Here is a 24,757-nt window from a genome sequence, read left to right as displayed (position 1 = left end):
TCTAACGCGCCCGTAGTCAACCTGTCGTGGAATCATCACTTACCGGAAACTCGGACAAAAAGGACGCGAGGCCCGGCGGATGCCGGGCCTCGCGTTGTGTGAGGAGAGAAAAACCCTCGGGTTCTAGCGGTAGAGCTCCCCGTTGGGGCCGACGATCTTGCCGGACCAGACGTTGGAGGCCTTCTTGTAGATGTCGGCGGTCTCGCCGTCGAAGTACGGCGAGGTGATCAGGTCGTAGCGGCCGTTCTTGTCCTGGTCGCCGAAGAGGCTGGTGACGCCGTTGACGTAGCCGAGGCGCTTGGCGTTGCTGTACCTGACGAGCCAGGGGCCACCGTCGGCGCCGGGGGTGAGGGCGGCCTTGAGGCCCATGTGCTCCTCGACCTTCTCGGCGGGCGAGACGTAGACCTTGCCGGTGGTCTTGCCGTACACCCACTTCGGCGTGATGCCGGTGTAGGGCTTGTCACCGTCGGGGTGCGGGGCCTGGGGGTAGCCGAAGACGTACACGCCCTGGCCGGTCCGCTGGTTCCAGGTGAAGCCCTGGCCGCCGACGTTGTCGCCGAGGCGACCGGCGTCCCTGGACAGGCCGATGAGGTAGTCGCCGCCCTTGGTCCACTTGGGACCGGTGAACTTGTCGTACTCGGCCTTGGTGACCTTCTTCTCGCCGTTGGCGAGGACGCCGTTGTAGACGGTGACGAACGCGTAGTCGCGGTCGTAGTCCTCGTAGACGTCGAAGTCGTAGTGCGTCCAGGCGGTCTTACCGACGTAAAGACCGTAGGGAGCCTTGCCCTGGTAGTAGCCCGGGACGAAGACCCACCGGTCGAGGACCTTGGGGTCGCCGACACCGGCGGTGTCGTAGACGTTGTGGGCGGCGGTGACGACCAGGTTGCGGTACTTCGACTGCACCGAGGTGGCCGAGGCCCACTTCGGACGGCCGCCGGCGTCGACCCAGAACACCTTGCCGATGGTCCTGGGCAGGTTGATGTTCTTGACGATGGCGGGGGCGGCCTTCTCCTCGCCGATGGGGAGCACGGAGCCGGGCTTGCCGTCGGGCGAGTAGCCGCCGCCGGACTTCCAGGAGGGCGGGGTGCTGTCGTGGTAGTAGGCCGTCGCGCTCTTCAGGGCGGCGTTGTTCGACGCGGTCCAGAAATCGACGACGGAGACCGCCGCGGCGTTGTTGACAGCCATCGGGTCGGTGGCCCAGTCCGGGGCGGCCTGGGCGGTACCGGCCAGGCCGGCGGCCAGCAGACCAGCGGAGACGACTGTGCCGGCGACGGGAAGGAGGATGCGCTTCAAGACTGCTCCTTGCGCTGCTTGAGTGCAGGCATCGGAATCAGGGGACGACAGAAACCTATGCAGACAGGTAAGGGCAAAGGTTGATATAAGGCTGCCTTAAGTCCCTTTTAAGGTAGCCATAAGGTTCCTATAAGGTCAGAAGGCGCGCTGGCGGTCGGCGTACTCGTAGACCACGTAGGTCGACTGGATGAAGTACGGAGAGGAGATTCGGTCGTACTTCTTGTCGGTGTCGGTGTCCCAGGCGAAGCTGTTGACACCGTTGAGATAACCGACGCCCTGCCGAGGATCGTAGTAGATCAACCAGGGCCCGCCACTCGCTCCGCCGGTGAACGTGCAGCCCAGCGAGATGCCCATCTCGACCAGGCGGGTCGGGGCCTTGGTCTGGTAGGTGCGCCCGTCACACCAGAGCATCCGCTGCCCGTCGTACGGCTTGCTGCCGTCGATGTTGGGGGCGGCCGGATAGCCGAAGGCGAAGACGGACAGCCCGACGCCGCGGTTGACCATCAGACCCTGGCCGCCGACGTTGTCCTCCAGACTGCCGACCGGCTCCATCTGGTAGGTGTTCGGCGACTTGCCGGGCTTCCACACGAACCCGTCGTGCACCGTCACGAAGGCGTAGTCGTAGTCGTAGTCACCCTGGGCGGTGAAGTTCTCGTGCAGGTTGAGCGAGTGGCCGACGTAGATGCCGTAGGGCGTTTTGCCCTGGTCGTAGCCCGGGATGAAGATCCAGTAGTCGGCGTTCCTGTTCCGCTTGGGGTCGAAGGCGCAGTGCCCGGCCGTGGCGACCAGGTGGCGGTTCTTCGAGGCGACGGCCGAGGCGGAGCACCAGTACTCCTTGTCGCCGATCTTGAAGAAGACCTTGCCCACGGTGCGGGGGAGGTTGCTGTTCGACGGCTGCTTCTTCGTCGGCAGGACGGGGCTGACGACCGGCGAGGAGGCCTTGGAACCGCTGTAGGTGACGGCTTTCACCGCAGTACCGCCGCTGGCCGTACCGGTGGGGGTCGGGGAGACCGGGGCGGAGGAGGCCTTGCTGCCGTCACTGGGCTTGACCTCGGGGGTGGCGGGGTTGTTGTTCTGGGCCTGCTTGAGCTTGGCCGGGCTCCAGTACTCCGCGATCCGCTTCACATCAGCGTTGGTCTTGGTCAGCGTGATGGAGGTGATGCTGCCCGCCGCCGCCTTCTCGGCCTGGGCGCTCACGGCGCCCGCGCTCCCGGTGAACGCGGACACGACGAGCACGCCGGAGGCCAGGAAGGCCCTCAGGGTGGTCGTCATCCGCCTCACGCGGGGGGACATGGCGGGTGTTCCCTTCTGGGATCAAGGGGAAAAGTTGGTCGTAAGGGGTGATTTTTCCAGATCGATTTGGTTTTGGGCAGTTCGGTGGAGCGATCCGCTTTGGGGCCTTGGGCGTAGGGTTTTGCAGTCCTCCTTGAAAGAGTATGCATCTTCGGACATAAACCCCCCGTCAGACGGGGGGAAGACCCGCCATCGGCGGGTCTTCCCGTTCACGGTGTCTGTCCTCAGACGGGAAGCTTCCCGGTCCAGAGGTTGGCCGCGTACTTGTAGATGCCGTAGGTCTCACCGTTGAAGTACGGGGTGGTGACCCGGTCGTAACGGCCGTTCTTGTCACTGTCGAGCGTCAGGCTCACGACGCCGTTGAGGTAACCGGTCCGCTTGCTGCTCTTGTACTGCAGCAGGAACGGGCCGCCGCTGGCGCCGGGGGTGAAGGCGCACTTGATGGCCTGCTGCTCCTCGGCCTTGAACTGCGCCACGACCGGAGCCGCGCCGGTCGTGCCGTAGCACCACTTCATGGTGTGACCGCTGTAGGGCTTGTCACCGTCGAGGTGGGCCGCGGCCGGGTAGCCGAACGTGAAGACCTTCTTGCCGGTCCGCTGGTTCCAGGAGAAGCCCTGGCCGCCGACGTTGTCGCCGAGACGGCCCGCGTCAGCCAGGAGCACCACGTAGAACTTCGTGTGGAAGTAGAGCTCCTTGACCGTGGTCTTGACCCACTTCTTCACGAAGTACTGGGTCTTGTACCAGGCGATCTCGGTGCCGTTGACGTCCTTGGTCGCCTCAAGCTTGCCGAGGAAGTTGCCGTTGGCCTTGTCCTTGAGCAGCTTGTTGTACTGCTCCTGGCTGATGGCGGTCTTGCCCTTCTCGTCGCTGAGGCGCTCGAACTTGGCGCCGTTGTCCAGCCCGGAGGGAGCCTTGCCGTAGGTGTAGGCGTCGACCTCGACCGCGGTCAGCTTCACGCCGCCCCGGCCGTCCTTGACGTAGTCCTCGATGTACTTGGAGGCGTCGCTGGGCTTGCCGACGGTCTCGACCTCGGGGTCGGCCGACTTCTTCCAGAACGGGCCCTTCTCGCCGTACTTGGAGTACCCGGCCTCGTACTCGTCCTTGGAGATCGGCTTGTCCTCGGTGTACTTGAAGCCCTTGGCGGCCTCGTACTCCGAGGTCGTGACCTCCTTGACCCCGGTCTGCTTGACGCCGTTGTAGACGTTGACGAACGCGTAGTCGTAGTCGTAGTCCTCGTAGACGTCGAAGTCGTAGTGGACGTTGACCTTGGAGCCGACGTAGATGCCCCAGGGAGCCTTGCCCTGGTAGTAGCCGGGGATGAACACGAAGTTGCTGTAAGGCTTGTTCGTGTCGGTGTCGTAGACGCAGTGGCCCGCGGTGGCGACCAGGTTGCGGTACTTCGACTGCACCGAGGTGCCGGAGCACCAACGCTCCTGGCCCTTGTCGTCGAGGAAGAAGACCTTGCCGACGGTGATGGGAAGGTTCAGGTTCTTGGACCTGCCCGCGCTCTTGCCACTCTCACCGGTGGGGGCGACGTTTCCGGCCTTGCCGTCGGCGGAGGCGCGCGAGGCGCCGGTCTTGAGCTTGGCGGAGACGGTGCCCTCGGAGGTGTACGTCTTGGCCGACTTCAGCTTGGAGGGGGTCCAGTAGCCCGCGATGGCCTTCGCGTTGGCGGAAGCGGCCAAGGTGATCGTCTTGCGGTCCGGAGCGGCCTGAGCTGAGGACGCGAGGGTCGCACTGACCATGGAGGTGGCCACGACGGCACCGCCAAGGGGGAGGATCAGGTGCTTTGCTCGGAAGTTCAATCTAGCTCCTTCTTTGTCATGGGTCGCTCGGGACGCAACCCACGCATGCGTAAAGAGACAAGTGCTGACCGTACTAGGCAAAGAACGGTTAAAAGACTACAAAACGAACATCACAGGGTACCGTTATGTTTTCGTTACCAAACGGATGGAACCGAATTCGCAAGATCGGCGTCTGATCTCTCCCGCTTTGAATGTGTCGGAAGCCGGTGCCTATGCCAGGCTGTGAGCTGCGAAAACGTGAGAGTTGGTCGTTGCCGGGGCGGGACGGGTGCGGGAGGCTGAGCCGCACCTGGCGTCACGCGACATTCGGGGGAATCCTTGCGACGTCTCATCGGCCTGGCGGTTGCCGGGTTCCTGGCCCTGCCCTTGTCCGGGTCCCTGTTCGGTACGGCCGCCGCCTCGCCGCCTCATGGGTCCGGCCGGACGGCGAACGCGCCGGTCGGGTCCGGCCCGCCGTACCCGGGGGAGATCGTGCCGATCGTCCCCGGGCCGGTCAGGCCGGGCGGGGACCGGCCGCCGAACCGGGTCAGGACGTTCGTGCTCACCTTCGCCCATGGCCAGAGCCCGACGCCGGTCCTCCGGCACGTCCTGCTCATGTGCGACCCGCCGCGGGGCACACACCCCGATCCGGTGGCGGCGTGCGGCGCGCTGGTCGCGGCCAAGGGGGACCCGGGTGCGCTCACACCCCTGTCCGGCGTGGTCTGTACGACGCGGTACGACCCGGTCACGGTGACCGCCACTGGGACCTGGGATGGAAGGTTTGTCCGATTTGTTAAGACCTACGGCAACAGCTGCTCGCTGTACGCCGCGACCGGTGCGGTCTTCTCCTTCGGGGAGCGCTCCAAGTCCTGAACACGACCCGGCTCTCCCGGCCGGACCCCGTATGGAAAGTCCTGGCTCGGAAAAGGCCGTTCCGCTGCCCTGAAAAGAAAAGGAGCGGCCTTACCGGGCGGTTGACGTAGAACAATTCGGCACGGCCGCGTGACGGGTGGATCCGCAGGTGAGAGCCTGTCCCGGGCCTGTCCGGAACACCAGGGGAAACTCCGGTAACAGTGGTCCTCCACCGTTTCTCCGGTATCCATGAGAACGGTGGGGCACTGGAATCGCCGGCCCCCCGGTGTCATGAAGCGGTGACACATCGGTTCCGATTCGTGATCGAGATGATCTAGGCGTGGGCGTCAAACGCCATCGAAGATGGACGAAAGCCGTAATTTCGTGAAGGCAGTCTGAACGTGGCCGGGGATCCGAACGACGTCATCGAGTCCAAGGGCCCCGCGGGCCCCAGACGCTGGATCGGGATCGCGGTGCTGGCCGCGCTCGTGGTCGTCCCGGTCGTCAGCCTGCTGGCCAGCAGGGATCCCGGGCTCCCACCCGTCCCCGACACGGGGGCCACCACCTCGGGCGCCGTCTCGGCGCCGGTGGCCGCGTCGGCCCCCACCAACGTGCTCCACCCCAAGCCACGCCGCAAGGGCGGCAAGGAGATCCTGGACGTCGTCTTCCCCGACGGCACGAAGGCCGAGATCGGCTATCCCGCGGAGCTCGGCCTGGCCGAACTGGGCGTACGGCCCGCCCTCGGCGGCTGGCTCGACGGCTACTTCAGCCTGTACCGGGAGCTGACCGTTCCCCCGGGAGGGCGCGACGAGATCGCCCAGGGCGGCCCCATGATCCGTGAGTTGGCCGGCCAGAGCACCCTCTGGCAGTCGGCGAGTCCCACCGAGGGGCAGATCATGCTGTTCGACTTCACTCCCTGGTACGTCGCCTTGCGCGACCAGAGGAACGGGATGACCTTCGAACAGCGGCAGCTCTGGGCCAAGAACCTGCACGGTGAGGTGACGAAGGACGGCTACCTCGTGCTGAAGGCCTCCTCCCCCGTACGGCTGGGCAAGCCCGGGCAGATCTTCAGGGGAGGACTCGCCGGGCCGCGGCTGTGGTTCGGCGGATTCGGCGGGCCACTGGTCGTGGTCGCGCCCATGCCGGACTGCGACACCGCCGGGATCGGCCCGATCGAAGCGGGGCAGGGTGTCTCGGAGAGCGTCTGTAAGAACGGGATATACGTCGCGGCCTCCGGGGAACGCGACCTCGTGGAGCGGGTGATCGCCGGAGTCAGGGGCAAACCGGTTCGGTAGGGTGCGGCCATGTTCGCCGTAACCGCCACCCGGATCGACCCGGAGGACCCGCTCGCCGGGCTCACACTCGGGCAGCGCCCCGACCCCGAGACGCCGGACGGCTGGACCGTCGTCACGGTGCGGGCCGCCGCGCTCAACCACCACGACCTGTGGACGCTCAAAGGCGTGGGTATCCGTCAGGAGAGGCTGCCGATCGTCCTCGGCTGCGACGCCGCGGGTGTCGACGAGGACGGCAACGAGGTCATCGTGCACGCGGTGATCGGCGAGGGAGCCGACGAGACACTCGACCCCGGAAGGTCGCTGCTCTCCGAGGTCCACGACGGCACCTTCGCCGAGAGGGTGGCCGTACCCCGGCGGAACCTGGTGCCCAAACCCGCCGCGCTCAGCTTCGAGGAGGCCGCCTGCCTGCCGACCGCGTGGCTGACCGCCTACCGGATGCTGTTCGAGAGGGCGGGGCTGGAACCCGGTTCGACGGTGCTGGTCCAGGGAGCCGGCGGCGGTGTCGCGACCGCCCTGATCGTGCTGGGCCGGGCGGGCGGCTACCGGGTCTGGGCCACCAGCCGGTCGGAGAAGAAACGGCTGCACGCCCTCGCTCTCGGCGCCGACCAGGTCTTCGAGAGCGGCGCCCGGCTGCCGGAGCGGGTGGACGCGGTGATGGAGACCGTCGGCCAGGCCACCTGGGCGCACTCGCTCAAGGCGCTGCGCCCGGGTGGCCGGATCGTCGTCTCGGGGGCCACCAGCGGAGCCGTACCGCCCGCCGACCTCAACCGGGTCTTCTTCCTGCAGCTTTCCGTGGCCGGTTCCACCATGGGCACCCGTGACCAGTTGGGCAGGCTGGCCCGCCTCCTGGAGCAGACCGGTGTCCGGCCGACGATCGACCGGGTGCTCCCGTTGACCGAGGCCCGTGCGGGTTTCGCGGCCCTGCGGGACGGCGACGTCTTCGGAAAGATCGTCTTCACCCTGCCGGGCTGAAGCCCGCCGGACCGAGGTCCGCCGGGCCGTACCCGGTCGGACCACACGGGTCAGCGCAGGGCGTCGCGGATACGACGGGCCGCGTCGTAGAGCGCGTCCTGCGCGGTGGCCAGTGTCTCCTCGGTCACCCGTCCCGCCGCCGTGTCCTGACGGACCTCCTGGACGAACTCGGCCAGCATCTGCCCGAGCTGGTCGTCGGCCTCGGCGGGGCCGTGGCCGGTGAAGCTCTCCGCCCAGTGCTGCTTCCACTCGTGTTTCCACTCGTGGGCCTGGCGCTTCCACTCATGCTTCTGCCGTCGCCACTCGGCCTTCTGCTCCCGCCAGGACTCGCGCTGCTCCTGCTTGACCCGCTGTTCCTCGTGCCTGACCCCCTGACGCACCTCACGCGCCATCTGGGTCAGCTCGTCGCGCAGTGACCTGACCGTGTCGCGCACGTCCTCCTTGACCTCGCGGGCGATGTCACGGACGGACTCGGAGATCTCCTGCTCAAGGTCGGCGAGTTCGTCGCCCCTGGCCTTCAGCTCCTCCTGACCCTGTTCGGTGAGGGTGAAGACCTTCTTGCCGTTCACCACCTCGTGGGTGACCAGGCCCTCCTCCTCCAGACGGGCCAGGCGCGGGTAGATCGTGCCGGGCGAGGGCGAGTAGACGCCGAGGAAGCGGTCCTGGAGCAGTCTGATCACCTCGTAACCGTGGCGCGGGCTCTCCTGGAGCAGCTTGAGGAGGTAGAGACGCAGCCGCCCGTGGCCGAAGACCGGGCTCATGCCAGTGCTCCCTTCAGCAGGGTGACGTCCGCGGAGAGGGTGGTCGCGGCCAGCGAGGCCATGCCCCCGCCGATGCGGCCGCTCAGCGTCTTCGCGCCCGGCTGGCTGGTGTGGCGCAGCTCGGCGAAGGCGGTGTTGATCCTGCCCGAGGTCGAACGGATGGTGACGTCGGTCTCGACCGTGGACGGAAGCCTGAGCACGATCTCGCCGGAGACGCTGTTCAGCGTCACGTGACCGGTCGGCGGAAGCTCCAGGTCGGCGGTGATCCGGCCGGAGACGGTGGTCGCGCTCAACCGGCGGGGTGTGCCCTGGGCCACGGTCAGCTCACCCGAGACACTCTTGAAGGACAGGTCGCCGACCAGGCCACGGCTCTCCACGGTCCCTGAGACGGTGTCGGCGGTGATCTCGCCGCTCACCCCGTCGAGCACGATCTCGCCGTTCACGCTCTTGACCGAGGTGCGGTTCTCGAAACCGGCGACGACGGCCGAGGCGGAGACCACTCCCGCGCTGACCGGGCAGTCCTTCGGCACGGTCAGGGTCAGGGTGGCCTCCCTGCGCCCCGGCTGCAGCCAGCCGAGCACGCCCTCCCACGTCAGATCCTTGTAGGTGACGACGAGCGTGCCGTCGTCGTCGTGGGTGACGAGCAACGGCGGGGTGCCGATGTCGGTGACCTCAAGGGTGGGCGGCCCCTCGCTGGCCAGCACCGCCAGCCTCCCCGCCACTATCCGCACATTGAGCTTGCGCACGGTGTCAAAGGTGAGCTGCTCGGGTTTCTCGATCGTCCACTGCCGCATGTTCGTGACCTCCTTATGGAGACACGATATGTCGCGTTATAGGCAGTGGTCAAGATATATCGTGTTTTACTACTCGTCCTCGTCCTCGTCGTCCAGCCGGGCCAGCCAGGTCGCCAGCCGTTCGACCGGGGTCTCGAACTCGGGGTTCAGGTCGACGAACTCGCGCAGTCGCTCGGCGAGCCAGGTCAGGCTGACCTCCTCCTCGCCGCGGCGCGTGACGAGCTCCTCGATGCCCCGGTCGGTGAAGTACATCGTCGTCCTCTCTCAACAGGTCTTTCGGCAGGTCTCAAAGGGGAAAGTCCCCCACAGGATCGCCTGTGGGGGACTTCCTCGGTGTGCTTCGTGCCCGGCCTAGCCGAAGATCTCGTCCAGGATCTGCTGCAGCTCCGTCTCATGCGCGGAGTGCGAGCCGGTCGCGGGGGAGGAGTTCGCCTTGCGGGAGATCCTCCTGAGCCTGCGGCCGCCGAACGCGTCGGGGTGCTCGACCATCTTCAGCGTCAGGAACGGCCACGGGCCCATGTTGGCGGGCTCGTCCTGCGCCCAGACCACCTCGACGTCGTCGCCGTAACGGGACAGCTCGGCCTGCAGCGGGTTCGCCGGGAACGGGTAGAGCCGCTCCAGACGGACGATCGCCACATCGTTCCTGCCCTGCTTCTCCCTGGCCGCGGCCAGGTCGTAGTAGATCTTGCCGGAGCACAGGACGACCCTGCGGACCTGCGCCGGGTTGACCGTGGTGTCGCCGAGCACGGGCCTGAACGACCCCGAGGTGAACTCGCTGACCGCCGAGACCGCGGCCTTGTGCCGCAGCAGCGACTTGGGCGTGAACACCACCAGCGGACGGCGCCGGTTCGACATCGTCTGCCAGCGCAGCAGGTGGAAGTAGTTGGCCGGCAGCGTCGGCTGGGCCACCGTCATGTTGTCCTGGGCGCACATCTGCAGGAAGCGCTCGATGCGGGCCGAGGAGTGGTCGGGACCCTGACCCTCGTAGCCGTGCGGGAGCAGCAGCGTGACGCTGGAACGCTGACCCCACTTCTGCTCACCCGCGGTGATGTACTCGTCGATGACGGACTGGGCGCCGTTGACGAAGTCACCGAACTGGGCCTCCCAGGCGACCAGGGCCTCGGGGCGCTCCACGCTGTAGCCGTACTCGAAGCCGAGCGCGGCGTACTCGCTGAGCAGCGAGTCGTAGATGTAGAGCTTCGTGGTGCCCTGGTTGAACGCCTTCAGCGGGGTGTGCTCGGCGCCGGTGACCCGGTCGACCAGCACGGCGTGCCGCTGGGTGAAGGTGCCACGCCGGGAGTCCTGGCCGACGAGACGGACCGGGTGGCCGTCGATCAGCAGCGAGCCGAAGGCCAGGGTCTCGCCCGTGCTCCAGTCGATGCGGTCCTCGGCGACCATCTGACCCCGGCGCTGGAGCACCGGCAGCAGACGCGGATGGACGGTGAAACCATCCGGCAGGTTGAGCTGCGTGTCGATGATCCGCTTGACCGTCTCCTCGGAGATGCCCGTCGGGGTGTCCTCGTGGGACCAGGGGATGGTCTCCATGGTGTCGGGACGGGCGAACTCACCGGTCGGCTGCTTGACCGCCTCGCGGGTCTCGGCGAAGGCGTTCTCCAGCTTGGCCTGGTAGTCGCGCAGCGCGCTCTCGGCCTCCTCGACCGTGATGTCGCCCCGGCCGATCAGCGCCTCGGTGTAGAGCTTGCGGGTCGAGCGCTTGGCGTCGATCAGGTCGTACATCAGCGGCTGGGTGAAGCCCGGGTTGTCGGACTCGTTGTGGCCGCGGCGGCGGTAGCAGATCAGGTCGATCACGACGTCCTTGCGGAACGTCTGGCGGTACTCGAAGGCCAGCTTGCCGACCCGGACCACGGCCTCGGGGTCGTCGCCGTTGACGTGGAAGATCGGCGCCTGGATCATCCGGGCCACGTCGGTGGCGTACACGCTGGAACGCGAGCTGGCCGGGCTCGTGGTGAAGCCGACCTGGTTGTTGACCACGATGTGCACGGTGCCGCCGGTGCGGTAGCCGCGCAGCTGCGACAGGTTCAGCGTCTCCGCGACCACACCCTGGCCCGCGAAGGCCGCGTCACCGTGGACGAGCACGGGAAGGACACTGAAGCCCTCCTCGCCGCGTTCGAGCAGGTCCTGCTTGGCGCGGACCACGCCCTCAAGGACCGGGTCGACCGTCTCCAGGTGGGAGGGGTTGGCCACGACGGAGGCCTTGAGCTTGGAGCCGTCGGGCGAGACGAAGTCGCCGCTGGCGCCCAGGTGGTACTTCACGTCGCCGGAGCCGTGGGCGCTGCGCGGGTCGATGTTGCCCTCGAACTCACCGAAGATCTGGCCGTAGGACTTGCCGACGATGTTGGCCAGCACGTTGAGGCGACCACGGTGGGCCATGCCGATGACGGCCTCGTCGAGGTCCTCCTCGGCGGCGGCCGACAGCACCGAGTCGAGCAGCGGGATCAGGGACTCGCCGCCCTCCAGCGAGAAGCGCTTCTGGCCGACGAACTTCGTCTGCAGGAACGTCTCGAACGCCTCGGCGGTGTTGAGCCGCTCCAGGATGCGAAGCTGCTCGGTGCGGTCGGGCTTGGCGTGCGGACGCTCGACCCGGGCCTGGATCCAGGCGCGCTCCTCGGGGTTCTGCATGTGCATGTACTCCACGCCGATGGTGCGGCAGTAGGAGTCACGCAGCACGCCGAGGATCTCGCGCAGCTTCATCAGGGCACGGCCGCCGAAGCCGCCGGTGGCGAACTCGCGCTCCAGGTCCCACAGGGTCAGCCCGTGCGACTTGATGTCGAGGTCGGGGTGCTTGCGCTGCTTGTACTCGAGCGGGTCGGTGTCGGCCATCAGGTGACCGCGGACCCGGAAGGCGTGGATCAGCTCTATGACACGGGCCGACTTGGCGACGTCGTCGTCGTGGGTGGCCGAGATGTCCTGGACCCAGCGGATCGGCTCGTACGGAATCCGCAGGGCCTCGAAGATCTCGTCGTAGAAGCCGTCCTCGCCGAGGAGCAGCCGGTGGATCTGGCGCAGGAAGTCACCCGACTGGGCGCCCTGGATGATCCGGTGGTCGTAGGTGCTGGTGAGCGTCATGACCTTGCTCACCGCCAGGCGGGAGAGCGTCTCCGGGGAGGCGCCCTGGTACTCGGCGGGGTACTCCATCGCGCCGACACCGATGATCGTGCCCTGACCGGGCATCAGACGCGGCACCGAGTGGACGGTGCCGATCGTGCCCGGGTTGGTCAGCGAGATCGTGGTGCCCGCGAAGTCCTCCACGCCCAGCTTGCCGGACCTGGCCTTGCGCACGATGTCCTCGTAGGCGACCCAGAACTGGCGGAAGTCCATGCCCTCGGAGGCCTTGATCGAGGGCACCAGGAGCTGGCGGGTGCCGTCGCTCTTGGCGACGTCGATGGCCAGGCCCAGGTTGACGTGCTCGGGCTTGACCAGCACCGGCTTGCCGTCCACCTCCGTGTAGGAGTGGTTCATCTCCGGCAGGACCTTGAGGGCCTTGATGACCGCGTAACCGATCAGGTGCGTGAACGACACCTTGCCGCCGCGACCCCGCGACAGGTGATTGTTGATCACGATGCGGTTGTCGATCAGCAGCTTCGCCGGTACGGCACGCACGCTGGTCGCCGTCGGTACTTCGAGGCTGGCCTCCATGTTGGCGGCCGTACGGGCGGCCGCGCCACGGAGTCTGACTTCCTCGGTACCGGCGGGCAACGGGGTCTCCTGCTTGGGTCGGGCAGCCGGCGCCGAGGTGGGCTTCGGCGCGGGGGGTGCCGGAGTGGCCGCCGGGGTCACCGGCGCCGCAGCGGAGGTCGGGGGAACGGGAACGGCCTGAGCCGTCCCGGGGGGCGCGGCTCTGCCCGCCCCGGAGTCAGGGCTGTAATCAGCGAAGAAGTTCCACCAGGCACGGTCCACAGACTCGGGATCCTGGAGGTACTTCTGATATAGCTCGTCGACCAGCCATTCGTTTTGACCAAAGGCTGCCAGCGGGTTTGTCCGCGACGACTCAGACGACACGGCGGAAATCGCCCTCTTCCGCAGATCGGCGTTGATGATAGAGAACCTGTCCAAGGCTACTCGCCTGGACCCGGACCTGCGCCAGTCTGACCGCAGCTCTCCGCCTGATCCTCTCAGGACAGCTCAAAACGGTCATCCCCGGGGGGTCCATCTGGGTGGTACCGGTCTGGTCATTCATGCTCGACGAGCCTGGACTCGATCTTGACGCCCGGCGTCACGGCCTCGAGCAGGACCTTCAGCTCCTCGCCCGCGGCGTGCAGTTCGTCGAGGGACATGGGGGTCAGGCGCTCCAGCAGGAACAGCGCGTCGGTCGTCTCCTCGGTGATCCGGGTCCGCACGCACTGCCGCCAGTTCCATCGCCTGCAGGTGACACCCAGGTCGTCGCGCCAGACCACCTCGCCGATCTCGGGGGTGTCGATCACGGCCTCGCCCTTTTCGATCACCTCGAACGGCTCGTCGCCCGTGGCCCTGACCAGCCTGGCCGCCCCGGCGTAGCGGCCGAGGTCCTCTCCGCCGATGGGGAGCCCGTGTCTGACGCTGACCGTGTTGTAGGCGTCGACCACCAGGTTGATCTCCGGCAGCGGCATGCGCCTGACCAACGCGTCGACGGACGGCCTGGTCCGCTGGGGTTTGGCGCCGAATGCCCGGTAGGCCTCCCGCCAGGCCTCGACCTTCGGGTCGTCCACGGAGACGGCCTCCTGGGCCGCCGTCGTCAGCCAGGCCCTCGACCTGTCGTCGGTCGGGCCGTTGCGCAGGCCGTACACGGCCATGGCCAGGACGGCGAAGTCCGGCCGCAGCGCGCTGACGGCGGGGTCGACCCGGATGTCCTCAATCACGGACCTCAGTCTAGGTCGTCCCCTGTCACATACTTCTCACCTACGATTTCATGCAAAACAAGTAGGAAATATTGACTAAGCGTGGAGTCGTGCGTAGCTTCTCCGGTATGGGCCTCTATCTGACCCGGTGCGCACATGTCGACTTCTGCCGCGTGTTCAGTGCTCTGTGTCCGTGATCACGAACCGACCTCCGTCCTCCCTCCTTCGTCCCTCAGGAAACGTTCGTGATCAAGTTCAGAAACGTCCCGTTCCTTGTGCTGCTCGCACTCGGCCTCGCGGGCTGCGGCGCGGAGGCCGCGGCCAAACCCGGTGCGCCGGAGACCCTGGAGCTGCGCTACCAGGGCAACGTCGGCGCCGTGACCTTCCCCGAGCTCGCCGAGGATCTCGGCTACCTCGCCCCTGTGAAGCTCAAGTGGATCGGCAACACGATCTCGGGGCCGCAGGACATCCAGGCCGCCGCGACCGGGCAGACCGACTTCGGCGGCGCGTTCAACGGCGCCATCATCAAACTGGCCGCCGCCAAGGCTCCCATCAAGGCGGTCGTCGGCTACTACGGCAGTGACGCCGACAGCTACGTCGGCTACTTCGTCCCCGACGGCTCGCCGATCAAGGGCCCCCGCGACCTGATCGGCAAGAAGATCGGCGTCAACACCCTCGGGGCGCACCTGGAGGCCGTGCTCAAGGAGTACCTCAAGCGCGGCGGCCTGACCCCCGAGGAGATCAAGCAGGTCGAGCTGGTCGTCGTGCCCCCGATCAGCACCGAGCAGGCGCTGCGCCAGGGCCAGATCGACGTGGCCGCGCTGAACGGCGTCCTGCGCGACACGGCCCTGCAACGCGGCGGCGTCCGCGCCCTGTTCAAGGACATCGACCTGTTCGGCCCCTTCACCGCGGGCAGCTACGTGCTCACCGACAGGTTCATCGCCCGCAACCCCAACACCACGAAGAAGTTCGTCGAGGCGGTCGCCAAGGCCGTCGAGTGGACCCAGACCCACTCCCGGGAGGAGTACGTCGCCAGGGCGGAGGCGATCATCGCCAAACGGCACCGCAACGAGGACACCGCCACCATCAAGCTCTGGAAGAGCAGCGGGGTCGCGGGCAAGGGCGGCGTGATCGACCCCAGGGAGTTCCAGATCTGGGTCGACTGGCTGCAGCGCGCCGGTGAGATCAAGCCCGGCCAGGTCAAGACCGAGGACCTCTTCACCAACGCCTACAACCCGTTCGGAGGCAAGGGATGAAGCTCCAGATCCAGGGCGTCGGCAAGGAGTTCGCCGTCCGCGGCGCCGACCGGCCCTTCACCGCCCTCGACGACGTCGACCTGGACGTGCGGGAGGGGGAGTTCCTCACCCTGGTCGGGCCGAGCGGCTGCGGCAAGTCCACCCTTCTCGACCTGCTCGCCGGACTGGCCGTGCCGAGCAGGGGCCGCATCCTCCTCGACGGGACCCCGGTCGAGGGGCCGGGTCTCGACCGGGGAGTCGTCTTCCAGCAGTACGCGCTCTTCCCCTGGCGCACGGCGCTGTCGAACGTCGAGTTCGGGCTTGAGGCCAAGGCCGTACCGAAGCGGGAGCGCGCCGAACGGGCCAGGGCGCACCTGGAGCTGGTCGGGCTGCGCGGATTCGAGGAGCGCTACCCGCACGAGCTCTCCGGGGGCATGCGCCAGCGGGTGGCCATCGCCAGGAGCCTCGCCTTCGACCCGGACGTGCTGCTGATGGACGAGCCGTTCGCCGCGCTGGACGCCCAGACCCGCGAGTCGCTCCAGGAGGAGCTGCTGCGGATCTGGCAGCGGACCGGCAAGACGGTGGTCTTCATCACCCACGGCATCGACGAGGCCGTCTACCTCGGCCAGCGGGTCGCTGTCATGACCTCCCGTCCCGGCCGGATCAAGCAGATCCTCGACATCGAGTTCGACAGCCGCGAGGGCGACCTGCGGGCCGACGCCCGCTTCGGCGCGTACCGCCACGAGGTGTGGACGCTGCTGCGCGACGAGGCCGCCGGGGCCGCCAAGATCGAGGCGAGGGCCGAGGAGGCGGTCCCCGTTGGCTAGCGTCTCGACCAGGACGGTCTCCACCGAGGTCACCACGCGGGGTCTCGCCAGGGAGGCGCTCCAGGAGGCGTCCCGTACGGCGGGCGCCACCCCGGGAGCCGGTACCCGTCTGCTGCGCGGTACGGCGCGCGCCGCCGTCGCGGTGGGCAGGCGCACGGCCGCGATCGCCGTGCTGGCCGCGATCTGGGAGATCCTGCCCCGCCTCGACGTGGTCGACCCCACCTTCCTGCCGCCGCTCTCGCAGGTCCTCACGGCGTGGTGGGACCTGCTCGTCTCAGGTGAGCTGCTCGACCACACCCAGGCCAGCCTGGTCAGGTCCCTGGCGGGATGCGTCCTGGCCATCGTGGTGGCCATCCCGCTCGGCCTGCTGATCGGCTGGTACCGGCCGGTCGCCGAGTTCCTCAACCCGCTGCTCGAACTGTTCCGCAACACCGCGGCGCTGGCCGTGCTCCCGGTGTTCGTGCTGATCCTGGGGCTCGGCGAGACGTCCAAGATCTCGATCATCCTGTACGCCTGCGCCTGGCCGATCCTGCTCAACACGATCGCGGCGGTGCGCGGGGTCGATCCGCTGCTGGTCAAGTCGGCCAGGTCGATGGGGCTCGGGCCGTTCCGGCTGTTCCAGAAGGTGATCCTTCCCGCGGCGGTACCGACGATCTTCACCGGCATCAGGCTGGCGGGGGCCTACTCGATCCTCGTGCTGATCGCCGCGGAGATGGTCGGAGCCAAGGCCGGCCTCGGCTACCTGATCAACTACGCGCAGTTCAACTTCCGGGTGCCCGAGATGTACGCGGGCATCCTCACCATCTCGGTGCTCGGACTGCTCATCAACCAGCTCCTCGTCCGTCTGGAGCGCCGTTTCTCGACGTGGAGGACCTCCCGATGACCGAACGCAGGCTCCATCTCAACGCGTTCCTGATGGGCGTCGGCCACCACGAGGCGGCCTGGCGGCACCCGGAAACCGACCCCGGCCTGATCGCCGACGTACGGCACTACCAGGAGCTGGCCAGGATCGCCGAACGGGGCAGGCTCGACTCGGTCTTCCTGGCCGACGGGCTGGCCCTGTGGGGAAACGTCCGGCACAACGCCCTCGGCGGGCTCGAACCGCTCACGCTGCTGGCCGCGCTGGCCGCGGTCACCGAACACGTCGGCCTGATCGCGACCGTCTCGACCACCTACAACGAGCCGTTCCACGTGGCGCGCAAGTTCGCCTCGCTCGACCACATCAGCGGCGGCAGGGCGGGGTGGAACATCGTCACCTCCGCGACCGAGGCGGAGGCGCACAACTTCGGGATCGAACGCCCCTCCCACGGTGACCGCTACGCCCGCGCCACGGAGTTCCTCGAGGTCGTCACCAAGCTCTGGGACAGCTGGGAGGACGGGGCGATCCTCAACGACCGCGCCGCGGGCCGCTACGCCGACACCGGCAGGATCCACGCCCTCGACCACGTCGGGACCCACTTCAGGGTCAGGGGCCCGCTGAACACCTCCCGTCCCCCGCAGGGCCATCCCCTGCTGGTGCAGGCGGGCTCCTCGGAGGACGGCAAGGAGTTCGCCGCCCGGTTCGCCGAGGCCGTGTTCACCGCCCAGCAGACCCTCGCCGAGGGACAGGGGTTCTACACCGACCTCAAGTCCCGCCTCGCCCGGTACGGCAGGCGCCCCGACGAGCTGCTGGTCCTGCCCGGCATCTCACCGATCATCGGCTCGACCCAGGAGGAGGCCCTCAGGCTGGAACGGGAGCTCCAGGACCTGATCATCCCCGAGTACGGCGTGCAGCAGCTGTCCACCATGCTCGGCGCCGACCTGACCGGCCACCCGCTGGACGCGCCGCTGCCCGAGCTTCCCGAGCCGAGCGACGGTCAGCAGAGCAGGTTCAAACTCGTCACCGATCTCGCCAGGCGTGAGCGGCTGACCCTGCGTCAGCTGATCGGCCGGCTCGCGGGGGGTAGGGGACACCGGGTGGTCGCCGGTACCCCGGAACTGATCGCCGACCAGATCCAGGAGTGGTTCACCAGCGGCGCGGCGGACGGCTTCAACATCATGCCGCCTGTCCTGCCGAGCGGCCTGGCGGACTTCGTCGATCACGTCGTACCCGAGCTGCAGGCCCGTGGCCTGTTCAGAACCGAGTACGAAGGCCGCACCCTGCGCCAGAACTACGGGTTGGCGCGACCGGTGTCCAGTTTTGAGCAGTTTGAGCAGAAGGTGTCGGTGGCCTCATGAGCATCGTGACAGTGGTGGGCAACCCGCGGACCGGGTCGCGCACGTACACAGTGGCCGTCCAGGCGGCGCGGGCCGTGGCCGGGCGGCTCGGCGACGAGTGGTCGGGGCGGGAGGCCGAGGAGGAGGTCGTCGACCTGTCGGTCCTGGCCCCCTCGCTGCTCTCCCCCCAGGCCTCACCCGAGGTGGAGGCGGCCCTCGACCTGGTACGGCGGGCCGACGTACTGGTGGTCGCGAGCCCGACCTACAAGGGGACCTACACCGGCCTGCTCAAGGTCTTCCTGGACCGTCTTCCCGGAGGTGCGCTCGCCTCGGTCGTCGCGCTCCCGCTGCTGGTGCTGGGCGACGCCAGGCACGCCCTGGCCGTGGAGGTCCACCTGCGTCCTCTCCTGGTCGAGCTGGGCGCGAGCGTACCGACCCCCGGCCTGGCGGTGGTCGAGTCGCAGATCCCCACCCTGGACGAGGTCCTCGGTCCCTGGGCCGACAGGGTCGCCCCTCAGGTCAGGGCGGCGCTCACGGCGAAGCACTCGGTGGACTCGGTGACCCGGGCGTGAACGCGGCAAGGAGGGAGCCCCCGATGAGATCGGGAAGAGAAGGCGTTATGAATAGGTTGCGAATCATAAGCGTGGTTTACGCCCTGGAGGAGGAGAAGTGACCGAGCGGAACGACGCAACCGGTTCCGAGATCCTCTCCGGCCTTCCCGGCGTGGAACGGCTCGCGGGGGAGGACTCGTGACCGAGACCCTCTCCGGCCGGGCCGTGGACGCCGACCGTTTCCGGCAGGCGCTGGCCGTACACGCGGCCGGTGTCGTGGTGATCACCGCGCAGGCGCGCGGGGTTCCCGTCGGTCTGACGGCCACATCGTTCTCCTCGGTCAGCCTCACACCCCCGCTGGTCTCCTTCTACGTCGACCAGTCCTCGACCACCTGGCCCTCGCTCAGGCTCGCGGAGCACTTCGCGGTGAACGTCCTGGCCAGCGACCAGGCGGAACTGGCCTCAAGGTTCGCCCGCAAAGGCGTCGACCGCTTCGCCGCCCCGACCGAGTGGTGGCCGGGCCCTCAGGGAGTCCCGATCCTCGGAGGTGTCTCCGCCCAGCTGGTGTGCGTCCCCCACTCGACCGTCGACATCGGCGACCACGTCCTCGTCGTCGGCCTGGTCACCGAGACCAACCTCGTCTCCGACGACCGCCCCCTGCTCTATCACCGGGGCAGGTTCGGCCGCTTCACCCCGCACACCTGACCGTCCTGAGGGGACGCCCGAAGGACGTCCCCGCAGGTCAGGCCAGCCGTACGGTGCCCCGCCCGGTGGGGGGAGGCAGGTCGAGGAGGGTGCGGATGCCGGGCGGCGCCGCGCACAGGGCGGCCACCGAGTTGACCGCGTGGGCCGCGGCCCCGGCCAGGCCGTGGGAGATCGCGTCGAGGGAGACCGTCATCTGCGGCACACCCTCGATGTGGACGACGAAACCGGGGGCCGACCAGCGGTCGACCCTGTTGGCGTCCGCCTTGTAGACGCACTCGACGGTCATGAAGGGACGGCCTCTGACCAGCCCGCTGAACGTCCAGCGGGAGGCGCAGACCGTGCCCTTCCTGACCAGGCCGGCGGCGATCTCGAACTCCTCCGAGGCCAGGTCGAACTCGTCGCTCTCGTCGACCTCGTCGAGGGCCACGCCGAGGGTGCTCGCCACGAGCTGGACACTCTCGGCGAACAGGCCGCGCTGGTACGCACGGAACGGGCGCACCGCGGTCGCGTAGTCCCTGGCCGAGCGGGTGAAGCCGAACAGGTCGACCACCAGCCTGCGGGACGGATGCCCCTTGAAGTCGGAGCACTCACGGACGTAGACGTGGTCGATCCTGCTGGACAGGCCACTCAGCGCGAGCGGGAGCATGTCGCTCACGAAGCCCGGGTTGATGCCGGTGCCGTGCAGGGAGGAACCGCCCGCCGCGCAGGCGGCCTCGATCCGTCCGACGACCGCCGGGCCGTAACACCACGGGTAGACGAACCCCGTCGTGGTGACGACGTTCTTGCCCGAGGCGAGCAGGGCGCAGAACGTCTCCACGTCGGGTGTCGGATCCCCGTCGAAGGCGGCCGAGGGCAACGGCATGTGCAGCACGCAGTCGGCGTCGAGGGCGAGGATGCGCTCGACGTCGTCGGTGCACAGGACGCCGGTCTCCGGCAGTCCGACGAGCGGACCGGCGTCGAGACCGACTTTGCCGGGGTCGTAGACGAACACTCCGGCGAGTTCGAACTCGGGACGGCGGATCAGGGTGCGCAGGGAGTATCTGCCAACGGCGCCCGTGGCCCACTGGACCACGCGGAGGGGCGGCGGTGGGGGCATGGGGGCCTCCAGCCCGGGGTCTTTGGGCAAGGCCGTACTGGGAGGAGTTGCATTGATTACCCTCGCCCGGTAAGTGCAGAAACTTTAGCAGAAATTCACACGCTCGATCACTATCCGCGACGGTCTGACATCCTGTCGTTTCCTCCGTGTTCGGGAGGGCGCGGATGTGAACATCATGGCTCACCGGGCGCCCGGGAAGACACCCCGGAAGGGCAGCGACATACTCTGTGAAGTGCTGTGATGCCCGACAAAACACCCTTGATGCGACATTTGCGACAAACGTCATGCTTGACAACGGCCTTGACAGAAGATGTGTCAGGTCGTTTTGGAACGGCCCGAAGTCATGGTCGGTGAACGCCGGAGTTATGGCGGAGAAGAGGAGGCCGGGCCGCCGCTCCGCCTGGCTACGGGATAGGCGGAACGACGGCCCGGCCGGTCCAAGGAGGCCGTCAGGAGATCAGGCGGCCCGTCAGGGGACGTTGAGCACGAACTCGTAGGAGGCGGCACGCCCGCCGGGCACGGACTGCACGGTCATGAGCAGGCGCCGGTCGTAGATCGTGTCGGTCTGGTTGCGCGGCTCACCCGGGAAGTAGAGCTGCGTGGTCAGGATCGGCCTGTTGGGCGCCTGCAGCTTGACGTGGATGTGCCGGGTCCGCCCCGGGTAGAGGCCCGGGACGATCGTGGTCAGGGAGAAGGCGCCGTTGGCGTCGGTGAACTGGTGGCCACGGAACCTGAAGCCGTAGTTGTCGTAGTTGCCGGCGTTGTCCGCCTGCCAGAAGTCCAGCAGCACGTTCGCCAGCGGCTTGCACGAACGGCTGTAAACACGGCCGGTCACCGTCAGCTTGGTGCCGCCGGCTCCCGCCGGGACGATGTTGCCGGTCAGCGGGGAGTTGGGCTTGAAGTACGGCCCCTCCGTCTGCGCGATGGTGGTCGAGCCGCCGGGGGTGCAGGCCAGGGGCAGGTCCTGTCCCTGAAGCGCGGAGGCGGGACCCGCAATCGCGCCCGCGACCACCGGGGCCGCGATCGCGCCCAGGCCAACCGCCGCGACGAACTGCTTGCGGCTCAGGCCGGACTCCATTTCCTCTTCTGGGGTGAGAGGAATCTCGGACATCGAGGTTCTCCTTCAGCGAGGTGGTGGCCGTGCTGGGGGTGCGCACGGCTCCAGATGTGTATATCCATTCACCTGACTTGCAAGGTTGACTCTAAGTGCCAGTCTGTTGTCAGGGCGTGCCGGGCATAACGCGATGTTGGATCTGAATGGGATTGCCGCCAAGTAGAAACCAGGGGTGAAGCTAGGGTCATCGCCTCATTAACGCCGAGGAGAGCGTCATGCCCACACTCGTCAGTACGGCCGGCCTGCCCCCAAGGGAGCAGGTCGAGTTCTGGCGTAATGTCGTGTCGGACGCCTTCGGCCCGCTACAGCTGCGGGCCGGGGACACCGGGGGGTTCGCCGGCCGCATCGCGAGCCGTACCCTCGGCCCCGTCCAAGTCAGCGACGTACGCGCCCCCGCGCATGTGGTCAGCCGTGCCGCACGGCACATGACCACCAGGGGAGGCAGGGAGAACTACAAGTTCTGCCTGCTGTTGCGGGGCTCCGGAGTCATCGAGCAGGCGGGGCGCCGCGTCGTGGCAAGCGCCGGAGACCTGGTCTTCTACGACCTCAGCCGTCCGATGGAGCTCGTCCTCGACGCCCACCACCTGCTCGCCCTCACGGTGCCGCGCTCGGCCATCCCGCTGCCCGCGGCCCACGTGGCCGACCTGGCGGGCACCTTGCTGGCCAGCAGGCAGGGACCGGGGAGACTGACCGTCTCCTTCCTGACCTCCCTGGCCGCCGAGGGAGACGCCGTCGACGGGCCACACGGCCAGTATCTCGGGGAGGCCATCGTCAACATGGTGACCTCCGCCCTGAGCGAGCGGCTCAGCGGCGAATCGCCGGTACCCGGCGCCGGCGCCGAGCTGCTGCAGTGCATCACCGACTGGATCGAGCGCAACCTGCACCGCCCGGACCTGTCGCCCGCCGTCATCGCGCACGCCCACCACGTCTCGGTGCGCCAGCTTCACCGGATCTTCCACGCGGCCGGCATGACCGTCGCCGCCCACGTGCGAACCCGCAGAATGGACCGCTGCCGCAGGGAACTGTCCACGGCCCACCTGCGCGCCGACCGGGTCAGCTCCATCGCGGCGCGCTGGGGTTTCTCCGACGCGGCCTCCTTCAGCCGGGCCTTCCGGCGGATCTACGGCTGCGCGCCCAGCGACTACCGCGCCGCCCTCGCCGACGAGGACGTCGAGGACGGTACGGCACATCGACAGCCCGCCTGACCGGCGGCACGACCACTCGGGCACCGGCGCCCCCGCCCACAAGGCGGGCGGCCGGTGGCCCGAGAACCCGCATCCACCCGGTGGGGGGCGGATGCGACGGTACGGCCTGCGTTCACCTGAGAGTGAACGCAGGCCGTGCCCTGTCTCTTTGCGACGCCTTCGGCGTCGCGGGCTTGGGCGCCCTGAGTCGGTGTCTTCCCTCGTCACTCCGTCGCTTCGCTCCTGCGTTCCTCAGTCCAGACACCGACGCGTCCAAGCCGGGTCTCTTTGCTCCGCCTGCGGCGTCGCGGGCTTGGGCGCCTTCGGGTCGGTGTCTTCCCTCGTCTCTGTGTCTCTTTGCTCCGCCTGCGGCGTCGCGGGCTTGGGCGCTTTCGGGTCGGTGCTTTCCCTCGTCTCTCCGTCGCTGCGCTCCTGCGTTCCTCAGTCCAAGCACCGACGCGCCCAAGCCGGACACTCCTCATGCTGAGGGCCGATAAAGCGTGATTCGGACACTCTTCGCACTTGGTGCCGGTAAGGCATGAGCCGACGCTCCTCGCGTTTGGCCTTGGTAAGGCGCGAGCCGAAATCCTTCACGCTTGGTGTCGGGGGCCACGGCAAAAACCGGGGTGGGGAGAGGCCGAATCAGGAGGTTTTCTGGGGCGGGGTGAGTCAGTCCATGAGAATGATCTGGCGGAGGGGTTCGCCGGTTTTCAGTGCATTTATGGCTCCATTAAGGTTTGAGAGTGGAAGGCGAGTGGTAATCATGCTTTCCAAGTCAAGTTTGCCTGCTTTGTAGAGCTCGGCGAGGAGCGGGAAGTCCCTGCGGACGTCCGCGCCGCCGTACAGGGAACTGAGGATGTTCTTGCCCTCGAACAGCAGGTTGAAGGCGCTCAGCGGGACGAGGTCGTCGGAGGCGCCCGCGCCGACCACGATGACGTCGCCGCCGCGGCGGGTCGCCTTCCAGGCGGTCATGATGGTCGCGGAGCCGCCCACGGCCTCGAAGCCGTAGTCGAAGCCCCGTCCTCCGGTGATCGTGCGGACGGCGTCGGAGAGCCGGTCGGGGGTGACGGCGTGGGTGGCGCCGAGCTTGAGGGCCGGTTCGTGCTTGGACTCCAGGGGGTCGATCGCCAGGATCGTCGTGGCCCCGCAGACACGGGCGCCCTGCACCACGGACAGCCCGACGCCGCCGCAACCGACCACGGCCACGGTCGAGCCGGGCCTGACGCGGGCGGTGTTGAGCGCCGCGCCGACACCTGTCGTGACGCCGCAGCCGATCAGCGCCGCGATCTCGAAGGGCAGCTCGGGGTCTATCCTGACCGCGCCCTGCCAGGGGACGACGATCTCCTCCGCCCAGGTGCCGCACCCGGCCATGCCGTACGCCGGGGTCCCGCCGTCGTAGCGGAAACGGGCGTTGACGAAGGCGTCCTTCATGTACTTCATGCACAGGAAGGGCTGGCCCGCCAGGCAGTTCGAGCAGGTGTCACAGGCCGGGGTCCAGTTGACGACCACGTGGTCGCCGGGGGAGACCGAGGTCACGCGCTCCCCGGTCTCGACGACCACGCCCGCGCCCTCGTGCCCCAGTACGACCGGCAGCGGCATGGGCAGCACTCCGCTGATCGCCGAGAGGTCGGAGTGGCAGACGCCGGTCGCCCTGATTCTGATGCGGACGTCGGCGGGCCCGACGGGGGCGAGGGTGAGGTCGTCACGGATGTCGAGACGGTCGTCGCCGACGGCGTGCAGCAACGCACCACGCATGGGGGAAGCCTTCCTAGTTGCCCTCGATGGAGAGGGCGGCCTTCGGGCAGGACCGTACGGCGTGCCGGACGCGGTCCTGTGCCTCCGGCGGCGGTTCGGGCAGCAGCACGTGGAGCTGGTCGTCGTCGTCGAGTTCGAAGACCTCGGGGGCGAGTCCGGTGCAGACGGCGTTGGCCTCGCACACCATGTGGTCGACTTTGACCTTCATGTGAACC

22 protein-coding genes are annotated in these 24,757 nt (G+C 67.9%); 10 read left to right on the top strand and 12 right to left on the bottom strand.

Annotated features, from left to right (window positions below):
• Positions 1-123 precede the first annotated feature (123 nt).
• The 3 genes from ACFYY8_RS38560 to ACFYY8_RS38550 all read right to left on the bottom strand — a co-directional run bounded on the left by ACFYY8_RS38560 (position 124) and on the right by ACFYY8_RS38550 (position 4,391).
• Positions 124-1,293, bottom strand: coding sequence for a trypsin-like serine peptidase (locus ACFYY8_RS38560; RefSeq protein WP_390049902.1), 1,170 nt, complete (start codon positions 1,291-1,293; stop codon positions 124-126).
• A gap of 135 nt (positions 1,294-1,428) precedes the next feature.
• Positions 1,429-2,565 (bottom strand): trypsin-like serine peptidase, encoded by a 1,137-nt coding sequence (locus ACFYY8_RS38555; RefSeq protein ID WP_390049900.1) that lies wholly within the window; start codon positions 2,563-2,565, stop codon positions 1,429-1,431.
• Between the two features lie 245 nt (positions 2,566-2,810).
• Positions 2,811-4,391 carry a hypothetical protein gene (locus ACFYY8_RS38550; RefSeq protein ID WP_390049898.1) on the bottom strand — a complete coding sequence of 527 codons (1,581 nt, stop codon included), beginning with the start codon at positions 4,389-4,391 and terminating at the stop codon, positions 2,811-2,813.
• A gap of 318 nt (positions 4,392-4,709) precedes the next feature.
• Between ACFYY8_RS38550 and ACFYY8_RS38545 the strand changes: the two genes are divergently transcribed.
• The 3 genes from ACFYY8_RS38545 (at position 4,710) to ACFYY8_RS38535 (ending at position 7,489) form a co-directional block, all read left to right on the top strand.
• Positions 4,710-5,243: an SSI family serine proteinase inhibitor gene (locus ACFYY8_RS38545; RefSeq protein WP_390049896.1), complete on the top strand. Its 534-nt coding sequence runs from the start codon at positions 4,710-4,712 to the stop codon at positions 5,241-5,243.
• A 380-nt stretch (positions 5,244-5,623) separates the two neighbouring features.
• Positions 5,624-6,517, top strand: coding sequence for a hypothetical protein (locus ACFYY8_RS38540; RefSeq protein WP_390049894.1), 894 nt, complete (start codon positions 5,624-5,626; stop codon positions 6,515-6,517).
• Positions 6,518-6,526: 9 nt separating this feature from the next.
• Positions 6,527-7,489 (top strand): zinc-binding dehydrogenase, encoded by a 963-nt coding sequence (locus tag ACFYY8_RS38535; RefSeq protein WP_390049892.1) that lies wholly within the window; start codon positions 6,527-6,529, stop codon positions 7,487-7,489.
• Between the two features lie 50 nt (positions 7,490-7,539).
• Here the strand turns inward: ACFYY8_RS38535 and ACFYY8_RS38530 are convergent, their stop codons facing one another.
• The 5 genes from ACFYY8_RS38530 to ACFYY8_RS38510 all read right to left on the bottom strand — a co-directional run bounded on the left by ACFYY8_RS38530 (position 7,540) and on the right by ACFYY8_RS38510 (position 13,900).
• Positions 7,540-8,250 carry a helix-turn-helix transcriptional regulator gene (locus tag ACFYY8_RS38530; RefSeq protein WP_390049890.1) on the bottom strand — a complete coding sequence of 237 codons (711 nt, stop codon included), beginning with the start codon at positions 8,248-8,250 and terminating at the stop codon, positions 7,540-7,542.
• Positions 8,247-9,044 (bottom strand): DUF4097 domain-containing protein, encoded by a 798-nt coding sequence (locus ACFYY8_RS38525; RefSeq protein ID WP_390049889.1) that lies wholly within the window; start codon positions 9,042-9,044, stop codon positions 8,247-8,249. Before ACFYY8_RS38525 ends, ACFYY8_RS38530 begins: the two co-directional genes overlap by 4 nt.
• A 69-nt stretch (positions 9,045-9,113) precedes the next feature.
• On the bottom strand, positions 9,114-9,296 hold the full coding sequence (locus tag ACFYY8_RS38520) for a DUF6104 family protein (RefSeq protein ID WP_390049887.1): 183 nt from the start codon (positions 9,294-9,296) through the stop codon (positions 9,114-9,116).
• A 99-nt stretch (positions 9,297-9,395) separates the two neighbouring features.
• On the bottom strand, positions 9,396-13,064 hold the full coding sequence (locus ACFYY8_RS38515) for a multifunctional oxoglutarate decarboxylase/oxoglutarate dehydrogenase thiamine pyrophosphate-binding subunit/dihydrolipoyllysine-residue succinyltransferase subunit (protein WP_390049885.1): 3,669 nt from the start codon (positions 13,062-13,064) through the stop codon (positions 9,396-9,398).
• A 170-nt stretch (positions 13,065-13,234) separates the two neighbouring features.
• Positions 13,235-13,900, bottom strand: a complete 666-nt coding sequence (locus tag ACFYY8_RS38510) for a B3/4 domain-containing protein (protein ID WP_390049883.1) — start codon at positions 13,898-13,900, stop codon at positions 13,235-13,237.
• Positions 13,901-14,124: 224 nt separating this feature from the next.
• Here ACFYY8_RS38510 and ACFYY8_RS38505 point away from each other — a divergent pair, with 224 nt between their 5' ends.
• The 6 genes from ACFYY8_RS38505 to ACFYY8_RS38480 all read left to right on the top strand — a co-directional run bounded on the left by ACFYY8_RS38505 (position 14,125) and on the right by ACFYY8_RS38480 (position 19,393).
• On the top strand, positions 14,125-15,135 hold the full coding sequence (locus ACFYY8_RS38505; RefSeq protein WP_390049881.1) for an ABC transporter substrate-binding protein: 1,011 nt from the start codon (positions 14,125-14,127) through the stop codon (positions 15,133-15,135).
• Positions 15,132-15,941 (top strand): ABC transporter ATP-binding protein, encoded by an 810-nt coding sequence (locus tag ACFYY8_RS38500; protein WP_390049879.1) that lies wholly within the window; start codon positions 15,132-15,134, stop codon positions 15,939-15,941. The genes ACFYY8_RS38505 and ACFYY8_RS38500 overlap by 4 nt, the downstream gene beginning before the upstream one ends.
• A complete protein-coding gene (locus ACFYY8_RS38495) occupies positions 15,934-16,824 on the top strand; it encodes an ABC transporter permease (RefSeq protein ID WP_390049877.1) in 891 nt (296 codons plus the stop codon). The genes ACFYY8_RS38500 and ACFYY8_RS38495 overlap by 8 nt, the downstream gene beginning before the upstream one ends.
• On the top strand, positions 16,821-18,158 hold the full coding sequence (locus ACFYY8_RS38490; RefSeq protein ID WP_390049875.1) for an LLM class flavin-dependent oxidoreductase: 1,338 nt from the start codon (positions 16,821-16,823) through the stop codon (positions 18,156-18,158). The genes ACFYY8_RS38495 and ACFYY8_RS38490 overlap by 4 nt, the downstream gene beginning before the upstream one ends.
• Entirely contained in the window at positions 18,155-18,709 is a 555-nt protein-coding gene (locus ACFYY8_RS38485) for an NADPH-dependent FMN reductase (protein WP_390049873.1), read from the top strand. The genes ACFYY8_RS38490 and ACFYY8_RS38485 overlap by 4 nt, the downstream gene beginning before the upstream one ends.
• A 177-nt stretch (positions 18,710-18,886) precedes the next feature.
• The gene (locus ACFYY8_RS38480) at positions 18,887-19,393 is read left to right on the top strand and encodes a flavin reductase family protein (RefSeq protein WP_390049871.1); all 507 of its coding nucleotides are present in this window, start codon (positions 18,887-18,889) and stop codon (positions 19,391-19,393) included.
• Between the two features lie 37 nt (positions 19,394-19,430).
• Here the strand turns inward: ACFYY8_RS38480 and ACFYY8_RS38475 are convergent, their stop codons facing one another.
• Positions 19,431-20,489, bottom strand: coding sequence for a dihydrodipicolinate reductase (locus ACFYY8_RS38475; RefSeq protein ID WP_390049869.1), 1,059 nt, complete (start codon positions 20,487-20,489; stop codon positions 19,431-19,433).
• Positions 20,490-20,958: 469 nt separating this feature from the next.
• The gene (locus ACFYY8_RS38470) at positions 20,959-21,600 is read right to left on the bottom strand and encodes a dioxygenase (protein ID WP_362780464.1); all 642 of its coding nucleotides are present in this window, start codon (positions 21,598-21,600) and stop codon (positions 20,959-20,961) included.
• Between the two features lie 218 nt (positions 21,601-21,818).
• On the opposite strand from ACFYY8_RS38470, the gene ACFYY8_RS38465 reads away from it, so the two are divergent.
• Positions 21,819-22,808 carry a helix-turn-helix domain-containing protein gene (locus tag ACFYY8_RS38465; protein WP_390049867.1) on the top strand — a complete coding sequence of 330 codons (990 nt, stop codon included), beginning with the start codon at positions 21,819-21,821 and terminating at the stop codon, positions 22,806-22,808.
• Positions 22,809-23,456: 648 nt separating this feature from the next.
• Here ACFYY8_RS38465 and ACFYY8_RS38460 read toward each other — a convergent pair.
• Together ACFYY8_RS38460 and ACFYY8_RS38455 are read right to left on the bottom strand one after the other, a co-directional pair.
• Positions 23,457-24,542, bottom strand: coding sequence for an alcohol dehydrogenase catalytic domain-containing protein (locus ACFYY8_RS38460; RefSeq protein WP_390049865.1), 1,086 nt, complete (start codon positions 24,540-24,542; stop codon positions 23,457-23,459).
• A 13-nt stretch (positions 24,543-24,555) separates the two neighbouring features.
• Positions 24,556-24,750, bottom strand: coding sequence for a ferredoxin (locus ACFYY8_RS38455; protein WP_352015137.1), 195 nt, complete (start codon positions 24,748-24,750; stop codon positions 24,556-24,558).
• Positions 24,751-24,757: the final 7 nt, after the last annotated feature.

The sequence above is a fragment of the Streptosporangium sp. NPDC001559 genome (assembly GCF_042893955.1).
Classification (GTDB): domain Bacteria; phylum Actinomycetota; class Actinomycetes; order Streptosporangiales; family Streptosporangiaceae; genus Streptosporangium.
Note: the sequence above shows the minus strand (reverse complement) of the source record. Positions and strands in the feature narration are given on the sequence as shown.

What these genes read in the sequence shown, in the direction of transcription:
- ACFYY8_RS38500 (WP_390049879.1), top strand. Translation starts at nt 15,132, where the DNA reads ATGAAGCTCCAGATCCAGGGCGTCGGCAAGGAGTTCGCCGTCCGCGGC.
- ACFYY8_RS38555 (WP_390049900.1), bottom strand. Translation starts at nt 2,565, where the DNA reads ATGACGACCACCCTGAGGGCCTTCCTGGCCTCCGGCGTGCTCGTCGTG.
- ACFYY8_RS38465 (WP_390049867.1), top strand. Translation starts at nt 21,819, where the DNA reads ATGCCCACACTCGTCAGTACGGCCGGCCTGCCCCCAAGGGAGCAGGTC.
- ACFYY8_RS38490 (WP_390049875.1), top strand. Translation starts at nt 16,821, where the DNA reads ATGACCGAACGCAGGCTCCATCTCAACGCGTTCCTGATGGGCGTCGGC.
- ACFYY8_RS38460 (WP_390049865.1), bottom strand. Translation starts at nt 24,542, where the DNA reads ATGCGTGGTGCGTTGCTGCACGCCGTCGGCGACGACCGTCTCGACATC.
- ACFYY8_RS38535 (WP_390049892.1), top strand. Translation starts at nt 6,527, where the DNA reads ATGTTCGCCGTAACCGCCACCCGGATCGACCCGGAGGACCCGCTCGCC.
- ACFYY8_RS38470 (WP_362780464.1), bottom strand. Translation starts at nt 21,600, where the DNA reads ATGTCCGAGATTCCTCTCACCCCAGAAGAGGAAATGGAGTCCGGCCTG.
- ACFYY8_RS38525 (WP_390049889.1), bottom strand. Translation starts at nt 9,044, where the DNA reads ATGCGGCAGTGGACGATCGAGAAACCCGAGCAGCTCACCTTTGACACC.
- ACFYY8_RS38485 (WP_390049873.1), top strand. Translation starts at nt 18,155, where the DNA reads ATGAGCATCGTGACAGTGGTGGGCAACCCGCGGACCGGGTCGCGCACG.
- ACFYY8_RS38455 (WP_352015137.1), bottom strand. Translation starts at nt 24,750, where the DNA reads ATGAAGGTCAAAGTCGACCACATGGTGTGCGAGGCCAACGCCGTCTGC.
- ACFYY8_RS38520 (WP_390049887.1), bottom strand. Translation starts at nt 9,296, where the DNA reads ATGTACTTCACCGACCGGGGCATCGAGGAGCTCGTCACGCGCCGCGGC.
- ACFYY8_RS38530 (WP_390049890.1), bottom strand. Translation starts at nt 8,250, where the DNA reads ATGAGCCCGGTCTTCGGCCACGGGCGGCTGCGTCTCTACCTCCTCAAG.
- ACFYY8_RS38475 (WP_390049869.1), bottom strand. Translation starts at nt 20,489, where the DNA reads ATGCCCCCACCGCCGCCCCTCCGCGTGGTCCAGTGGGCCACGGGCGCC.